The organism is Paraburkholderia hiiakae (genome assembly GCF_904848665.1).
In the GTDB taxonomy this organism is placed as follows: Bacteria; Pseudomonadota; Gammaproteobacteria; order Burkholderiales; family Burkholderiaceae; genus Paraburkholderia; species Paraburkholderia hiiakae.
Genome location: NZ_CAJHCQ010000002.1, coordinates 650095 through 665497, shown reverse-complemented (window position 1 = coordinate 665497; position 15403 = coordinate 650095). Strand labels below are relative to the sequence as shown.

Sequence of the window (15403 nt, the reverse complement as noted above, 5' to 3'; positions counted from 1 at the left end):
ACGCTTCATGTTCCCGCTCCGATTCCCGGAGGAAAGCCGGCGTCGTCTCTAGACGGTTACATCCGAATCACTTTCGCAGAGCCCAGCAACGGCCTGCGAGGCGACGACGCGCATCTGCCCGAAAATCAGGCCCTTCCATTCGTCGTTGTCGCAATAGAACGCGTCCTTCAGGTTTTGCCGGATCTGCGCGGCGGTGGCGGCCTCGCATTCTGGATGACGGTGCAGCCAGTGATCGGCGCGCAGCGCCTGCAACACATGCAAGGGTTCGTAAGTGCCGAATTCCAGGCCTAGCGTCGTCTTTTCGACGCCCGGGAATTCGTCGTACGAAAACGTGATGATCGGGCCTTGCACGTCGGCCGAAATCGAACCCGGTTCATGGATCGGCTTCACATCGTTGCCCCACCAACGGCGCGCTCTTTCCAGTTCGGCGCAATCCGTGCTCATGAAGATCTTTTCACCGTGACCATATGGGCCCAGTCCCGTGTGAAGATCGATCCACGCGAGGCGCCGATAGCCGCTCGCGTGCGCGCGCAGGATTGAGTGGACGGCCTGCGTGCTCCAACTCGTTTGCGCTCCGCCGTAGAACATCCCGTCCGGTACCACGTACTGCCCCTTCGACACCGTATTGCGCAACGCCTCTTCGCCATGCGTCTGGATATAAGCGCCGAGAGCGGCCTGATTGGCCGCGTCAGGCGGCCAAACCTCCGGCAACAACAAGGGATCGAGCGCCACGTACCCGGGATTCGAATCGGCGAGCGTCGAATAGTCCGCGCTATTGCGGTTCAGATCGACGTTGTCTTCGTTCACCCGGCGCAGATGCGCAAATCCGTACGGGTTTACGCCGTGAATCATCAACAGCGCGACGCCGCGCCGCTTCGTCTCGGCCAGGAAGGCCGCGTCCTCGAGCAATCCGACCTGACAACCCGATCCGCAGAAGCCCTCAACACCATGTGTGCCAGACGTGATGATGAGCAGCGAACGCGCGCCGGCGGGCGCGTGAATCGCGAGATCGATCGACAGGCTCCCACCATCGGGGCCGACAGCCGTGGGGTGCACGACCTGCCCCAGTTCGAACCCGCCAGCGCGTGCCGCCTGCGTGAATCGCTCGCGCGCCTGCGCATACGAAGCGGAGAAATATTTTTTTATTACCATGCAGTGACCCCGAGGAGATGCACGCGAGGCGTGCGTTCGGTCACAATCATCATGACTAACGTACCGGCGCACAAGGCAATAAAAAAATGGCCTTGATAACGTTTTTTTATCCCATGGAGCACAATGAAACTTCGTCAATTGCGGGTATTCCTGAGTGTCGCCGAGCAGGGCAGCTTGCATGGCGCCGCGCGCGCACTGCGTTTGACGCAACCCGCCGTCACGGTCACGATCCGCGAACTGGAAAGGACGCTGGGCGTGCCACTCGTCGTGCGCTCGGTCAACGGCATTGCGCTCACCGAATATGGCGTCGTGTTTCAGCGCCGCGCACGCATGCTGGTCAACGACGTGCGGCACATTCACGAAGAACTGTCGGTCATGCTCAATGGAGCGGGCGGCGAGGTTGCGGTGTCCGTGTCATCGGCCGTTGCGTGTGCTTTGCTGCCCCAGGCGTTTGGGCAGTTTCGCGCACAGAATCCCGATACGTCAGTGACCGTGCGCGAATTGGCGCTGCCCGCCGCGCTCCATGCGCTGCGTGACGGGGACACCGATTTTGCGGTCATCACGGCAGTCGCGGACACGCAATGGCCCGATTTCGTCGAGCGACGAAAAATCATGTCGATGCCGTTGCTGGTCGTGGCGCGCCAGGGCCATCCTCTCGCGCAGGCTCGCTCGATGTCGATGCTGCACGCAGCGGAATGGCTCGTGCCTTGCGAGCCTGGCGACGAAATCGACAAGGGGTTCAGCGCCTACTTCCACTCGCTGGGTCTGTCCGCGCCCAGCAGGATCATGCGCTGCCAGGCATTGGCGCCGTCCGTCGCCTTGATCGCGAAGACCGATGTGATTTGCGTGGCGACACTGCCGACGTTCCAGCTCGAGATGAAGCGCCGCAGGATCCGCGAGGTGAAGATCCACGAGCAGTTTCCCGACATGGACGTCTACGTCGTGCAAAGGCGGGAGCGTCCGCTCACCACGGCGGCCTCGCGCTTTCTCGCCTGCGTCGAGCAAGCGGCCATGCAATGAAGCGCTTTGCGTTACATTGGATACCTAACTATATTAATCGCATCACAGCACCTCTTCACCCACGGGAGGAAACACGTTCCAGTAACCGTCGTCGTGCTGAAAGAAGAACAGCGCGTGAAATCCCGTTGTCTGGCGCGTCTCCACGCACACATAGCGTGCCTTGCCCGAGGGGGTGTGGCCGAACGCGGTGACATGCACCGGCGTGGTGGGTGCGAGCCATTTTTCGACCTGATAACGCAGTGACTGCGTCTTCGTGCGTCTCATCTGGTCCTCCCAGACATCGGTTGGTTTTGCGGCCTTTCACCCAAAGTGGCGAAAACACCCTGCGCAAACCGGCGCCCTTGATGCATAGCGCAATTTTTACCGCGCCGCGTCAAGTGCTTGAGAAAGCACTTTAACTATAGCGAGAAAAGCCTTTCGTAATGTCGATTTCAGCAAGATAGCAACAAAACAATAAAAACCTGGAAACACACGCAAGGCAGCGTCGGGGAACGTTGGCTGATGCGCCGCACCAGACGGCAGAATGAATGGAAACGTTCGCGATGCCTGGAGGCGCCTGGTCTGGGCGTATCCTGACTTCTGGCAGCTAGCAACCAGGACCGTTTGACCGGCGATTGACGTGATGAGAAACGTGTATGTTGCGATTTACATTCTGTTGTTGATCGCCGTTGTCGTCGGCGTGGATTTTATTTTCCTCAAGAATCTGTTCTGGCTACGGCTGGCCGTGAACATCGGCATTGTCCTTGTATTTGCCGCCGTCTACTTCGGACTATTAAATGATATGTAAGCCTGGCATCGCAGGTGAAGGACGCAGCCCCTGCATAGCGCCCCAGGCACCTGCCGCACACACGACCGCCCCGATAAAAACGACGAGCCACAGATAAATTCCCCGAGGCCGATAGCGTTGCGGCAAAGCGGTGACGCTGAGGGCGACGAGCAGCCCCAACACGAGCGGCAACATCAGCGTGTTGACCACCTGCGCCGCAACGTTCAGGGAAACGAGATTGGGCGCGAGCCAGACAGCGCCCGCACTGCCTGCAACGGCCAGTGCGTACGCGCCAAAGAACCAGGGCGAACGGTCGGGACGGTCCTCGAGCGATGCCCTATATCCGAACACATCGCCGAGCCCCCATGCCAGCGCGAGAGAACTCACGATGGCGGCCACCAGCGCCGCACCGAGCACACCCGCGCCAAATAGCAGGCGGCCTGCAAACGGGCCCGTTACGGCAACGAGCGCATTGCTGATTTCGCCAATACTGTCGAGGGCGCGCGGCTCACCATGCACCGACAACGTCGCGGCCGCGGCGACGAGCACCGCTGCCGTGAGCAATTGCGTGAGGACCGCGCCGACTGCGGTCTCGACCCTCGCTGATGTGAAGTCTCTGGCTGTCAGGCTGTCCGCGACGGCGGCTTGCTGATAGAACACCATCCACGGATTGAACGTCGCGCCAATCAGCGCCGCGGCCAGATAGCCGGCTTCCCGGCCGCCGCCGGCCAACTGGGTCATCTGCGGGACCATGACCTGAAGTTTGTGGCGCGCACTCCATGCGACGGCGAAAAACGTCAGATCGAATGCGCCGATGGCAATGGCGATCCGGTCTACGCGCTTGTGCGAGCCCGTGAGCACGATACCTGTCAACAGGATGACGGCGAGCGGCAGCGTGACGGAACGCGATACGCCATACATTTCCCCCACGCCAGCGACGCCAGTGAACTCCGTCACGAGCGACCCGAGGACGGCCACGACCAGTCCGGCCGCGGCCAGCGCCGCCCACACCGGTCCGAAGCGCAAGCGGATGAGTTCGCCATACCCGCGTCCGGTGAATATGCCGAGGCGCACCGTCAGTTCCTGAACCATGTAGAGCAGCGGGACGAGCGCAAGCAGCACGGGCAAGAGCCGCAGCCCCGTTTGCGCGCCGGCCTGTGCGGCCGTCACGACGTTTCCGGCGTCGCAGTCGGCAAGCATCACGAGGAGGCCGGGGCCCCATAGGGCGAGCCGGCGCAGCCCTCGCGAAACAGTTTCCTTGAGCGTCGGGAGACGGGTCATGCGTTCTGAAAGGATGCGCCTGTAGTATCTGTCGAGCGATTGTAGCGTGCGAGTCAGGACGCGCCGTCCCGCCGCCGCATTCGACCAGACTTTGGGGATACGACATGACGATGACCTGGCTCCTTCTGGGTTGTGGCTTTGGTGGGGGCCTGCTGATTGCAATCTGGGGAATATGGAGTCTCAGGCAACCGGACGCCCACTCGAATCAAGAGGACGTTGCACACGAGACGCCTGTCTCCCGATCGCAACCTTCGTGACGCCGCGTTGCCCGCACCCGCCGCGAGACCAGGCCCGACGTTTGCGCTCCACGCCCCGTCCCGAGGGACGTTGAATTTCATTTTCCTTACTCATGGCCTTTATTCCCGCGCGTTCTTCCAGTCAAACTACAGACGTTCCCCCCGCCCTTATTCTGGGCGCCATAGGCGTGGTTTTCGGCGACATCGGAACCAGCCCGCTCTACACGTTGCGCGAATGCCTGAAAGCCGCCGGCGGAATTAGCCAGACCAACGTATTCGGGATCGTGTCGCTGATCCTCTGGTCGATCATCATCGTCGTGACGCTCAAGTACGTGAGCTTCGTCATGCGTGCGGATAATGACGGCGAAGGCGGCATTCTGGCGCTGACGGCGTTGGCCGCGCGCGTGGCGCCGGTGCGGCTGCGCACCGTGCTTCTGACGCTCGGCGTCTTCGGCGCAGCGATGTTTTACGGCGATTCGATGATCACACCCGCGATTTCGGTCATCTCGGCAGTGGAAGGCGTCGAACTCGTGGACCCTCATCTGGCCACGTGGGTCGTGCCCATTGCACTCGTTATTCTGACCGGTCTGTTCAAGCTTCAAAAACGCGGCACAGGCACGGTCGGAAAAGTTTTCGGACCGGTCATGATCGTCTGGTTCTTGACCCTTGCCGTACTCGGCCTTTCCAATATCGCACGCAACCCCGGCATATTGCGAGGCGCATTGCCGTCTTATGCGTTGAACTTCGTTGCGCACGCACCCGGTACGGCGTTCGTCGTCCTCGGCTCCGTGTTCCTCGCCTTGACGGGGGGCGAAGCGCTCTATGCGGACATGGGGCACTTCGGCAAGACACCCATCCGGCTCGCGTGGCTGCTGCTCGTCCTGCCAAGCCTCATTCTCAACTACTTTGGCCAGGCCGCGCTCGTGCTCTCGACGCCTTCGGCGCTCACGCAGCCATTCTTTTCCCAGGCGCCGGGTTGGGCACTGCTTCCGCTGGTGCTGCTGGCAACGGCAGCGACGATCATCGCGTCGCAGGCCGTCATTTCCGGCGCGTTTTCCATGACGAAGCAGGCAGTCCAGTTGGGCTTGCTGCCCCGCATCCCCGTCATACACACGTCGACGCACGAAGTCGGTCAGGTCTATGTCCCGTTCATCAACATATCGCTCTATGCCGCGGTCGTATTCCTCGTCGTGTTCTTCCGGTCTTCCGATAATCTCGCGGCCGCCTATGGCATCGCCGTCGCCTCGACGATGCTGCTGACGACGCTGCTCATGTACTTCATCACCCACTGCCTGTGGAACTGGAAACCGGTCGCAACGGCGGCTGTGATCGGACCGCTGGCCGTGGTCGATGCGATATTCGTCGCGAGTAATGCGGGCAAGATCCTCGATGGCGGATGGTTTCCGCTGCTGGCAGGCGGCGTGCTGTTCACCGTCATGACAACGTGGCATCGCGGGCGGGAAATGGTCGTCGAGCGCGTGAAAAGCGACAACCTGCCGCTGCCGGCATTCATTCACTCGTTGTGTGACGGATCCCACCCGCCTCCCCGCGTGGCCGGAACAGCCGTGTTTCCCGGCGGTGTGCCCGGCATGACGCCGAGCGCGTTCATGCACAATCTCAAGCACAACGGCGTGATGCACGAGACCAATATCTTTTTGGCCGGCACAACAGAGAACGTTCCGCACGTACCCGAAAGCGAGAAAGTCTCGGTTAGCGATCTGGGGCACGGATGCTACGCGGTCGCGGCACGCCATGGTTTCATGGAAATGCCCAACGTCCCGGCACTCCTTCTGCTCGTGCAGAAGCAGATACCCGCATGGCAGTACGAGAGCGCAGCAACATCGTTCTTCCTGGCGCGCGACACGATCCTCGCAACCGCACAGAGCAAGGGCATGTCGTTATGGCGCGAGAAGCTTTTCGCGTTCATGGCGCGCAACGCGGCGCAAGCGGCCGAGTATTACAGCCTGCCCGCGAACCGCGTTGTCGAGATGGGTGGACAGATCAATCTCTAAGGCGTGCGATCGGGCGTATCACTGGAGAAAACAAACGCATGGCGAATGATGACCGCACCACGATAATTCCCAGGAGAACGCCGGAATCCGCGGCCATGACCGCAAACCTCAAACGCGCGATGGCGATTACCGCCACGATGAACCGGTTGACCTTCAACGATGCCGACGAAGTCCGGGCCTTGTTCGGTGAGCTCATCGGCAAGAAGGTCGACGACAGCGTTCTATTGATTCCACCGTTCTACACGACCGGCGGGGTCGATATCCGCGTCGGGCGCCATGTCTTCATCAACCAGAATTGCACGTTCTATGACCTGGGCGGCCTCGACATTGCCGACGACGTGATGATCGGCCCGAATGTGAGCCTCATCACGTCCGGTCATCCCATCGAACCTTCCCGGCGGCGCGACGGCGTCATCGCAAAGCCCATCGTGATCGAGAGGAACGTCTGGATCGCCGCGGGCGCGACCGTTATCGGCGGCGTAACGGTCGGCGAAAACTCGGTCGTGGCGGCGGGATCGGTGGTCACGAAAGACGTTCCTCCGAATACGCTTGTCGGTGGCAATCCGGCACGCGTCATTCGTTCGATTGCGGATTGAGCGCGCCTCTTGCGCATTCACTCGAACCGCATCTCCGCCACGAACGGGAACATGAGCGGCGTATAGCCCATGCTGAAATACCCGTGGCGTGCGCAAACCGCAATGTGCGCGAGGCGCTCGGCTTGAGTCGCGCTGTTGACGTCCACATACTCCGGCACGCGTACTCGACGTTTGAAAATCCGCTGTAGCAGCGCAATCGTCGCGTTAGACATGGCATACCTCACAGCAAGGGAGATATTCCAATCTAGTCTGCCGATTCCGCCCGGCCAAGCAAGCATTTCTGGAATGCTTAGACGCGCGAACGCACTCGCGCAACTATGAATAGCTCAATTGCTTGTTTGTGGTGAGAAAACCGATCGGCAAGAATGGCCCTGCCAAACTTTGGTCAGGACCACGATATGTCGAATGCGCCCAGCCTTGAACTCGATTCCGCCACGCTCGTCGAAGAATACGACCGGCTTGGCATTCGCCAGTTTCATCACGGTCTGCAACTGCTCGACGTGCTCGGCTTGCGCGAAGGCGAACGCGTGCTCGACGTCGGCTGCGGAACGGGTCGACTCACCGAATCCGCGGCACAGCGCGTGCGGGCACACGGTGAAGTGCTCGGGCTCGATCCGCTGCCGCTGCGCGTGCAACGCGCGCTCGAACGCGCGCAAGGCCGATTTGCCGCGCGCGTTGGCCGCGCCGAAACGCTGGAAACAGTGCCCGATGCACACTACGACGTGGTGTATCTCAACAGCGTGATTCACTGGATTCCCGATCAGGCGCAGGCGCTGCGCGAGGCCTGGCGCGTGCTGAAGCCTGGTGCCCGGATTGGCTTCACGACCATGCCGGAAGAAGCGCCCCACGACCTGCATGTCGTGCTGCAGGCGCTATTCACGCGCGAGCCTGAATGGCGAAGCGCGGGAGTCGGCGCGCCGAACAAGCTCACGCGCGAGCGCTCGGCAGCCCTGCTCCGAGACGCTGGCTTCGAGGTGACGCACAACGAGATTCGCGCCTTCGGCGACACCTTCGAACACGTCGACGACGTGCTCGCTTTTAGCCAGTCGAGTTCGTTCGGCAATTTCCTTTCCTCGCTCACGCCCGAGGACATTGCGCTCGTACGCGCACGGCTCGTGAAAGCACTCGAACCGCATCGCAGCGCACGCGGCTACGAACTCACCCGGCGCATGATTTTCGCCACGGCGCACAAGCCGCTCGCGCATTGAATCCTTGCAGTCCATTTTCGTAGCGAACGCCAACCACGATCCGAGGAGCACACATGAGCGCAGCACCGCGACGCCCTGGCCAATTGAGCCTCGGCGCCTTCCTGATGGAGACGGGTCACCATATCGCCGCATGGCGCCATCCCGATGCACACGCAGGCGGCGGCCTCGATTTCGCGCACTACGCCGACTTGGCGCAAACGGCCGAGCGCGCCAAATTCGATGCCATCTTTTTCGCCGATAGCGTGAGCGTGCGCGATACCCATGTGCCTTCGCTCTCGCGCACTGCGCGCGCCAATCATTTCGAGCCGATCACGTTGCTCTCCGCGCTATCGGTCGTCACGAAGCACATCGGGCTCATCGCCACGGTGTCGACCTCGTTTAACGAGCCCTACAACGTGGCCCGCAAATTCGCCTCGCTCGACTATCTGAGCGGCGGGCGCTCGGGCTGGAATCTCGTGACCTCGAGCACCGAAACCGAAGCGCACAACTTCAGCCTCGATAAGCATCTCGATCACGCCCTGCGCTACGAGCGCGCGAAGGAGTTCTACGATGTCGTCTCCGGGCTTTGGGATAGCTGGGAAGACGATGCCTTCATCCGCGACAAGGCGAGCGGCATCTACTTCGACCCCGAGAAGCTGCACACGCTGGACTATCGCGGCAAGCATTTCAAGGTGCGCGGACCGCTGAACGTCGCGCGTTCGCCGCAAGGCTGGCCCGTTGTGGTGCAGGCGGGCGCTTCCGAAGCCGGCAGGGAACTCGCGGCGCAGACCGCCGAGGTGATCTTCGTTGCGCATCAAACGCTCGATGAAGCGAAGCAGTTCTATCGCGACGTGAAGGGGCGGCTCGCGCGTTATGGCCGCCGCCCCGAGCATCTCAAGATCATGCCGGGTATTTTCCCCGTGATTGGCCGCACCCAGGAGGAAGCGCAGGAGAAGTTCGACGCGTTGCAGGCGCTGATCCATCCGAGCGTGGGGCTTCAACTGCTTTCGAACATGTCGGGCGGCCTCGACCTCTCGCAATATCCCGTGGATGGCCCCGTGCCCGAACTGCCAGAAACCAACGGCGGCAAGAGCCGTCAACGTTTGCTGCTCGATCTCGCGCGGCGCGACAACCTCACCATACGCGATCTTTATCTGCGCATTGCGGGAGCGCGCGGGCATCAACAGGTGATCGGAACACCGCAAAGCATTGCCGACCAGCTTCAGCAATGGTACGAGGAGGAAGGCGCGGACGGCTTCAATATCATGTCGCCGTGGCTGCCGGGCGGCCTCAATGAATTCGCGCAGTCCGTGGTGCCGGAATTGCAGCGACGCGGACTCTTTCGCACCGAATATACGGGGCGCACGTTGCGCGAGCATCTTGGCTTGCCCCGTCCCGCGAACCGCTTCGCCACGCAACAGGAAGACGCCTTGCGTGTCGCTTCCTGATTCTGTTGATCGACACGCAACGCATAAGCGTTGCGTGTCGTGCAGCGTTCAATGCGCGCGCATCAATAGTTCGTAACTCGCATCGTCTGCCGCCGTGGGTTGTCGATCGCGGCCCCAACCCACCGCACGGCGATAGCTCCCCACCAGCGCCCGATCCACACTGTGTTCCGGGCAAGGCGCTGGCTCCGGCGCGACGAAGAGTGCATCTTCAGGGCAATAGAGTTCGCACATGAAGCAGGTCTGGCAATCCTGCTGCCGCGCGATATGTGGCGCGCCATCTGGTGCGGCATCGAATACATTGGTCGGGCAAGCACGCACGCAGATATTGCAGCCCGTGCAAAGCGACGTATCGACAATCTCGATCATGCGGCGATTCCCAAGCTGGCTTGCCCGTACAAGCGCTCGACCCACACCTCATCGAGCCCGCCGCTCAACAGCCGATGCCGCTGCGCGGGATCGGCGCCCGTATATTCGCGCCGCCGATGCATGCCGCGCGTTTCCTTGCGTTGCAACGCACTCCGATACATCCAGCGCGAATTCGCGAGCATCGCGGCCGCTTCGCGCGCACGCACGGCCTCGCGCGCGCCAGGCGCCGCGCGGGCGCCGCTCACATGGCGCCACAATGCGTCGAGGCGCGTGAGCGAGTCTTCGAGCAGATCAGCGCGTCGCGTCCAGTTGCGTTGCGTCGGAAATACCTCTTGCTGCACAGCGCGAATCACGGCGTCGCTATCGAAGGTCACCGGGCTCGCGCCATCGCGCAAGGCGACGGTGCCCGCTTGATAGAGTCGACGCGAGGCGCGCGCTGAACGTTGCCCGCGCGCGTAATCGGCAGCGCCTGCTCCGGCCCAGAATCCCGAGGACATGGCCCACGCCGCATTGTGGCTGCCGCCGCCCGTAAAGCCACCGCAGATCAGTTCGCGCGTCGCCGCGTCGCCCGCTGCGTAGAGGCCTTCGACAGACGTGGCGCACGTTTCGTCCACGAGATGCAGACCGCCCGTGCCCCGCACCGTGCCTTCAAGCCGCAACGTCACGGGAAAGTGTTGCGTGAAGGGATCGATGCCGCGCCGGTCGAACGGCAGGAAGAAGTTGGGCTGGGCACGGCGCATCCACGCGCGAATGTCTTCGTCGGCGCGGTCGAGACAGGCATACACAGGTTGCGTTTCCAGCGTCTTCGCGATCACGCCGCGGCCATGCGACGAGCCCGCGCCTTCGATCACGCTGCCCGCTTCGTCATAAAACGTTGCCCATGTATAGAACAACGATTTCGTCACCGATCCGAACGCTGGCCCCAAACCATAAGCATTCGAGAATTCCATGCCGGAAAACGCCGCGCCGGCTTCCGCCGCCATCAACTGCCCGTCGCCGGTCAATACATTGCAGCCGAGCGCGTTGCTCAGGAATGCGCAACCGCCGGTGGCGATGATCACGCTGCCCGCCTTCGCGATCCACGTTTCGTCCGCCTGACGATGCACGCCTTTCGCACCCGCCACCACGCCGCGCGCGTCGATCAGCAATTCGAGCGCGGGACTATGGTCGAGAATGCGCGCGCCGCTGACTTTCACCTGCTTGCGCAGCAAGCGCATATATTCGGGGCCCTGCAAGGAAGTGCGGCGCGCGAGCCCTGTTTCGTCGAGCGGAAATGGATAGCCCCACTGCGCGAGCTGCTCGCAATGGGCCCACGTTTGTTCGAGCACACGGTCCATCCACGCCGGCTCGGCAAGCTCGCCACCCAGCTTGAAGCGGCTTGCTTTCGCGAGCTCGCGCGCGCCCTTTTCCGGAGCGACGTACCAGACGCCGGTTCCCGATGGCGCGGTAGCCCCCGACGTGCCGCAAAAACCCTTGTCGACGAGCACGACCTTCGCGCCGCGCGCCGACGCGCCAATAGCCGCCCACGCGCCCGCCGGGCCGCCGCCGATCACGAGGACGTCGGCGTCGTACCACGCCTGCGCAGACGATGCCGTTACCCCCGTTCTTTGGTTCGTCATGTCGGATTCCTTATCGATTACCTTGCCATGCGGTGAGACGCCGCTCGACGATCACCACGGCGTGATTGAACGCGAGCCCGAGAACGGCTAGCGTGACGATGCCCGCGTACATCTTCGGAATTTCGAACGTATATTGCGAATAATTCACAAGATAGCCGAGCCCCGCTTTCGCGCCCACCATTTCGGCGGCGATCAGCACGAGTATCGAGTACGCGCCCGCCACGCGAATGCCCGTGAACACGGCTGGCACGGAAGCCGGCAGCACGACCTTCACGAACAGGCGCAACGGGCCCAGGCCCATTGAACGCGCCGAGCGAACCAGCAGCGGATCGACGTTGCGCACACCGCTCACCGTATTGAGCACGACAGGCCAGAGGCACGAATATACGACCATCGAGACTTTCGACGTCTCCCCCATCCCCAGCACTAGCACGAACACGGGCAGCAATGCGAGCGGCGCCGTATTGCGAAAAATCTCCAGCAAGGGATTGAGCAAGTCCGCGAGCGTGCGATACCAGCCGAGAAAGAGGCCCAACGGCACGCCGATCGCCACCGCGATTGCAAACCCACTCGCTGCGCGTGCGGCGCTCGCCAGCAAGTTCGCACCGAGTTCGCCCGACACACTCATCTCGAACAATGCGTGGAGCACTGCGGAGAAAGGCGGCAGGAACGTGGCGTCCACCCAGCCCGCGCGCGGCAATACTTCCCAGAGCGCAAGAAACGCAATCACGGCAATGCTGCCGCGCGCCGCGCGCCAGGCCGCCGCCGCAAAAGACGCGGCAGAAAAGCCGCGCTTCGATTCAACAGACAACGTACTCATCGCCATTCTCCTCATGCCGCGTGCGCGACCTGCAAATGCGCGTTGCCGCGGCGTTGACGAATCAGTTGCCAGATTTCATGGCGCAAGCGCACGAATTCCGGCGTCGAACGTATGTCATCCGAGAGGTCGCCACGCGGCACGTGCACCGGCAGCGTATGCGTGACACGGCCGGGTCCGGCGGCCATCACCAGCACGCGTTGGCCCAGGTAAATGGCTTCGTCTATCGAATGCGTAATGAACACCACCGTCGTGCCCGTGCGCTGCCAGATGCGCAACAACTCGTCTTGCAGACTTTCGCGTGTTTGCGCGTCGAGCGCCGCGAACGGTTCGTCCATCAGCAGTACGTCGGGCTCATAGGACAGCGCCCGCGCAATTGCCACGCGCTGCTTCATGCCGCCCGAAAGCTCATGCGGGTAGCGATCGGCGAACGCACCGAGACCGACGAGATCGAGAAAACGCCGCGCGCGCTCGGCGCGCTCACGCCTCGCGATCCCTTTCGCTTCGAGCCCGAACTCGATATTGCCGAGCGCCGTCTTCCAGGGAAAGAGCGCGTATTGCTGAAAGACGATGCCCCGATCGAGTCCGGGCCCTTCTATTTCGTGCCCGCCGATCAGTATCTTGCCGCGATCCGCCTGAGTGAGTCCGCCGATCAGGTCCAGCAACGTGGTCTTGCCGCAGCCGCTCGGCCCCACCAGCGCGACGAACTCACCGGCCGCCACATCGAAGGAAATGTCTTCGAGCACAACAAAATGCCCCCGCCGATTCAAATGAAACCCTTTGACCACATTGCGCACGCTGATCGATGCACTCATTGCGCTTTCCTCGCGTGATGACGCCGCTTCACTGGCTCGCGACTCTCTGGTTGAACGGATTGAACTGATTCGAATAGACATCGCCGGGCTTCACCTGACCCGCTTTCAGCACGCCGTTGTTCACGTACCAGTCGAAATAGGTCGTGAAATCGTCGGTGGCGATCAAGCCGCCCTTGCCGCCTACACCCGGCGATTTCCAGTATTCGACGATGGTGGCGTCTTCATTGCGGTGGCGCGCCTCGATGATCTTGTGCAGCCGGGCCACGACTTCCGCGCGTGGCGTGGTGCGTGTCCATTCGATCGCGCGCGCCGTGCCTTCGACGAATTTGCGCACCGTATTCGGGTTCCGCGCGATGAAGCGATCGGTGAAAAGATAACTCGCGTAGCCGAACGAACCAAACAGCTGGTAGTCGGTCGTGAGGAGCCTCGCCCCGCCCAGCGCGAGTTGCTTGTCCTTCACGATGTCTTCCAGAAACACGGCGTCGAGCTGCTTTTGCTTGAGCAATTGCGCGAGATTCACGGGCGGCGCCGCGACGAACACCACCTTGTCGATATCGGCCTGCGAAACACCCGCCTTCTGCAGCCAGGCGGTCACGACGTACTGCTCATACGCACCGGGTGTATTCACGCCGACGCGACGCCCGATCAGATCGCGCGGCCCCTTGATCGGGCTGTCGTCGCGCACGAACAGCCCGCCGTTGGTCTCTTTGTCCGTGCCGACATAGGAAATCACGGCTTTCACGGGCGCATGGGCGGCCACGAGCTTGACGATCGAGCCGTTGAACGCGCCGCCGAAATCGACGTCGCCAGTCACGGCCGCCTGAATATCCTGCGGCCCGCTCGTCGTGTTACCCACCCATTGGAGCTTCAGAGGCGCGAGATAGCCGAGGTCTTCGGCCAGCTCGGGGTACAGCACCTTGCTCGCCCAGCCCTGATAGCGCAGCTCCTGCTTCTCCGGCGTCTGCGCGAACGCCGGCATCGACGCAGCCGCGGCTAATATCGCCGCAATATGAAGGATGACGAAACGTTTTGAGTGGCTAAGGAGACGGCGTTTCATGTGATGTTCCGTAGTAGAGGCGGAATTTCCGCTTTAGAAGACGCCGTCGTGCTCGAGCGTGACGCGATGAATGCGCCGCCGCGCAGAGCCGTAGTCGCGTGCCGCGTAATGCTGCACCTGACGGTTGTCCCAAATCGCGACATCGCCCTGACGCCATTCGAATCGCGCCTGGACCTCGGGCGTCTTGATGAGGTCGTATAGATAATTGAGCAGGCTCTGGCTCGCGGTTTTGGAAACGCCGAGCAAATGACTCGTGTGGCCTTCGTTCACGAACACGAGCTTGCGGCCGTTTTCAGGGTGGGTCTTGATCACCGGCACTTCGATAGGCGGATACTTTTGCGCGGCGTCGCGCACGCGTGCAAGTCCTGCTTCCACACTATTTTCCTCGGTGCCTTCCGGAATGTCGTAACCGCTCAGCAGCTCGGCCAGCGCAGCCTTTTTCGGCGAGGCGATGAAGGTGTTCACCGCGGTCAGCTTCTCGAAGTAGCGGGCCAGATCGGCATCCAGCAAGTCGTAGACTGCCGCCGACGAGGACCAGATCGTGTCGCCGCCGCCCCCTTCGGGAATCTCCTGCGCGTGGAGGACAGTGGCTTTGGGCGGCTGATGCTGCCAGGAAACGTCGACGTGCCAGTTGTCCGTGCCGCCCGAACGCGTCTTGTCGCTGTGCGCGATGACTTCAATTTCGGGAAAGCCCGCCACAGCAGGCAAATAGACGTTCTTGCGGATAGGGTTGCCGAAAATGCGCGCAAGCGCGACGTGCTGCTCGGGCGTGAGGGTCTGCTCGCGAAAGAAGACCACCCCATGATCGACGAGCGCCTGACGCAGCGTTTGCCGGTTCGCTTCGCTCAACGGTTTCGATAGGTCGACGTTCTCGATCACCGCGCCGATCAGTGGTTTGTAACGACGTACGCGCAGTTCCTGATGGGCGCCGGCTTGCGATTGGGGCTGCTCCAGTACCGTGCTCATTGCGTTCTCCGTGGTCAAGGGTGGAGAACATCAAACCATCGGCTCCGCTACGCATGCAACGAAGC

At 61.9% G+C, this 15403-nt stretch carries 16 protein-coding genes; 6 read left to right on the top strand and 10 right to left on the bottom strand.

The window, feature by feature from the left end; all coding sequences use genetic code 11:
* Nucleotides 1-48 precede the first annotated feature (48 nt).
* Nucleotides 49-1152 (bottom strand): M14 family metallopeptidase, encoded by a 1104-nt coding sequence (locus tag JMY28_RS06915; protein ID WP_201695126.1) that lies wholly within the window; start codon nucleotides 1150-1152, stop codon nucleotides 49-51.
* A 123-nt stretch (nucleotides 1153-1275) separates the two neighbouring features.
* Here JMY28_RS06915 and JMY28_RS06910 point away from each other — a divergent pair, with 123 nt between their 5' ends.
* Nucleotides 1276-2172 (top strand): LysR family transcriptional regulator, encoded by an 897-nt coding sequence (locus JMY28_RS06910; protein ID WP_201695125.1) that lies wholly within the window; start codon nucleotides 1276-1278, stop codon nucleotides 2170-2172.
* A 42-nt stretch (nucleotides 2173-2214) separates the two neighbouring features.
* On the opposite strand, the gene JMY28_RS06905 is transcribed toward JMY28_RS06910, so the two are convergent.
* Nucleotides 2215-2436, bottom strand: coding sequence for a hypothetical protein (locus JMY28_RS06905; RefSeq protein ID WP_201695124.1), 222 nt, complete (start codon nucleotides 2434-2436; stop codon nucleotides 2215-2217).
* Between the two features lie 355 nt (nucleotides 2437-2791).
* Here JMY28_RS06905 and JMY28_RS06900 point away from each other — a divergent pair, with 355 nt between their 5' ends.
* Nucleotides 2792-2959, top strand: coding sequence for a hypothetical protein (locus JMY28_RS06900; RefSeq protein WP_201695224.1), 168 nt, complete (start codon nucleotides 2792-2794; stop codon nucleotides 2957-2959).
* Here the strand turns inward: JMY28_RS06900 and JMY28_RS06895 are convergent.
* Nucleotides 2945-4219, bottom strand: coding sequence for an NRAMP family divalent metal transporter (locus JMY28_RS06895; RefSeq protein WP_201695123.1), 1275 nt, complete (start codon nucleotides 4217-4219; stop codon nucleotides 2945-2947). The two genes, JMY28_RS06900 and JMY28_RS06895, sit on opposite strands and share 15 nt — an antisense overlap.
* Before the next feature lie 349 nt (nucleotides 4220-4568).
* On the opposite strand from JMY28_RS06895, the gene JMY28_RS06890 reads away from it, so the two are divergent.
* Both JMY28_RS06890 and JMY28_RS06885 read left to right on the top strand, forming a co-directional pair.
* A complete protein-coding gene (locus JMY28_RS06890) occupies nucleotides 4569-6467 on the top strand; it encodes a potassium transporter Kup (protein WP_201695122.1) in 1899 nt (632 codons plus the stop codon).
* Between the two features lie 38 nt (nucleotides 6468-6505).
* The gene (locus JMY28_RS06885) at nucleotides 6506-7063 is read left to right on the top strand and encodes a sugar O-acetyltransferase (protein WP_201695121.1); all 558 of its coding nucleotides are present in this window, start codon (nucleotides 6506-6508) and stop codon (nucleotides 7061-7063) included.
* Nucleotides 7064-7080: 17 nt separating this feature from the next.
* Here the strand turns inward: JMY28_RS06885 and JMY28_RS06880 are convergent, their stop codons facing one another.
* Nucleotides 7081-7275 (bottom strand): hypothetical protein, encoded by a 195-nt coding sequence (locus tag JMY28_RS06880; protein WP_201695120.1) that lies wholly within the window; start codon nucleotides 7273-7275, stop codon nucleotides 7081-7083.
* A gap of 186 nt (nucleotides 7276-7461) precedes the next feature.
* Between JMY28_RS06880 and JMY28_RS06875 the strand changes: the two genes are divergently transcribed.
* Together JMY28_RS06875 and JMY28_RS06870 are read left to right on the top strand one after the other, a co-directional pair.
* Nucleotides 7462-8271, top strand: coding sequence for a class I SAM-dependent methyltransferase (locus JMY28_RS06875; protein ID WP_201695119.1), 810 nt, complete (start codon nucleotides 7462-7464; stop codon nucleotides 8269-8271).
* A 53-nt stretch (nucleotides 8272-8324) separates the two neighbouring features.
* Nucleotides 8325-9698, top strand: a complete 1374-nt coding sequence (locus JMY28_RS06870) for an LLM class flavin-dependent oxidoreductase (protein WP_201695118.1) — start codon at nucleotides 8325-8327, stop codon at nucleotides 9696-9698.
* Nucleotides 9699-9746: 48 nt separating this feature from the next.
* Here JMY28_RS06870 and JMY28_RS06865 read toward each other — a convergent pair whose 3' ends face one another.
* Genes JMY28_RS06865 through JMY28_RS06840 form a run of 6 tightly spaced genes read right to left on the bottom strand, consistent with a single transcriptional unit; the run spans nucleotide 9747 to nucleotide 15338 of the window.
* Nucleotides 9747-10064: a 4Fe-4S dicluster domain-containing protein gene (locus JMY28_RS06865; RefSeq protein ID WP_201695117.1), complete on the bottom strand. Its 318-nt coding sequence runs from the start codon at nucleotides 10062-10064 to the stop codon at nucleotides 9747-9749.
* Nucleotides 10061-11683: an FAD-dependent oxidoreductase gene (locus tag JMY28_RS06860; RefSeq protein WP_201695116.1), complete on the bottom strand. Its 1623-nt coding sequence runs from the start codon at nucleotides 11681-11683 to the stop codon at nucleotides 10061-10063. Before JMY28_RS06860 ends, JMY28_RS06865 begins: the two co-directional genes overlap by 4 nt.
* Nucleotides 11684-11693: 10 nt before the next feature.
* Nucleotides 11694-12503, bottom strand: coding sequence for an ABC transporter permease (locus JMY28_RS06855; RefSeq protein WP_201695115.1), 810 nt, complete (start codon nucleotides 12501-12503; stop codon nucleotides 11694-11696).
* A gap of 11 nt (nucleotides 12504-12514) precedes the next feature.
* Nucleotides 12515-13315, bottom strand: coding sequence for an ABC transporter ATP-binding protein (locus tag JMY28_RS06850; protein WP_201695114.1), 801 nt, complete (start codon nucleotides 13313-13315; stop codon nucleotides 12515-12517).
* A gap of 28 nt (nucleotides 13316-13343) precedes the next feature.
* The gene (locus JMY28_RS06845; RefSeq protein WP_201695113.1) at nucleotides 13344-14372 is read right to left on the bottom strand and encodes an ABC transporter substrate-binding protein; all 1029 of its coding nucleotides are present in this window, start codon (nucleotides 14370-14372) and stop codon (nucleotides 13344-13346) included.
* Nucleotides 14373-14405: 33 nt separating this feature from the next.
* Nucleotides 14406-15338 carry a TauD/TfdA dioxygenase family protein gene (locus JMY28_RS06840; RefSeq protein ID WP_201695112.1) on the bottom strand — a complete coding sequence of 311 codons (933 nt, stop codon included), beginning with the start codon at nucleotides 15336-15338 and terminating at the stop codon, nucleotides 14406-14408.
* Nucleotides 15339-15403 lie beyond the last annotated feature (65 nt).

Bases quoted from the DNA above. Each gene is read 5' to 3' on its own strand.
- JMY28_RS06850 (WP_201695114.1), bottom strand. From the start codon at position 13,315: ATGAGTGCATCGATCAGCGTGCGCAATGTGGTCAAAGGGTTTCATTTG.
- JMY28_RS06855 (WP_201695115.1), bottom strand. From the start codon at position 12,503: ATGAGTACGTTGTCTGTTGAATCGAAGCGCGGCTTTTCTGCCGCGTCT.
- JMY28_RS06875 (WP_201695119.1), top strand. From the start codon at position 7,462: ATGTCGAATGCGCCCAGCCTTGAACTCGATTCCGCCACGCTCGTCGAA.
- JMY28_RS06870 (WP_201695118.1), top strand. From the start codon at position 8,325: ATGAGCGCAGCACCGCGACGCCCTGGCCAATTGAGCCTCGGCGCCTTC.
- JMY28_RS06910 (WP_201695125.1), top strand. From the start codon at position 1,276: ATGAAACTTCGTCAATTGCGGGTATTCCTGAGTGTCGCCGAGCAGGGC.
- JMY28_RS06895 (WP_201695123.1), bottom strand. From the start codon at position 4,219: ATGACCCGTCTCCCGACGCTCAAGGAAACTGTTTCGCGAGGGCTGCGC.
- JMY28_RS06865 (WP_201695117.1), bottom strand. From the start codon at position 10,064: ATGATCGAGATTGTCGATACGTCGCTTTGCACGGGCTGCAATATCTGC.
- JMY28_RS06890 (WP_201695122.1), top strand. From the start codon at position 4,569: ATGGCCTTTATTCCCGCGCGTTCTTCCAGTCAAACTACAGACGTTCCC.
- JMY28_RS06845 (WP_201695113.1), bottom strand. From the start codon at position 14,372: ATGAAACGCCGTCTCCTTAGCCACTCAAAACGTTTCGTCATCCTTCAT.
- JMY28_RS06885 (WP_201695121.1), top strand. From the start codon at position 6,506: ATGGCGAATGATGACCGCACCACGATAATTCCCAGGAGAACGCCGGAA.
- JMY28_RS06860 (WP_201695116.1), bottom strand. From the start codon at position 11,683: ATGACGAACCAAAGAACGGGGGTAACGGCATCGTCTGCGCAGGCGTGG.
- JMY28_RS06915 (WP_201695126.1), bottom strand. From the start codon at position 1,152: ATGGTAATAAAAAAATATTTCTCCGCTTCGTATGCGCAGGCGCGCGAG.
- JMY28_RS06840 (WP_201695112.1), bottom strand. From the start codon at position 15,338: ATGAGCACGGTACTGGAGCAGCCCCAATCGCAAGCCGGCGCCCATCAG.
- JMY28_RS06905 (WP_201695124.1), bottom strand. From the start codon at position 2,436: ATGAGACGCACGAAGACGCAGTCACTGCGTTATCAGGTCGAAAAATGG.
- JMY28_RS06880 (WP_201695120.1), bottom strand. From the start codon at position 7,275: ATGTCTAACGCGACGATTGCGCTGCTACAGCGGATTTTCAAACGTCGA.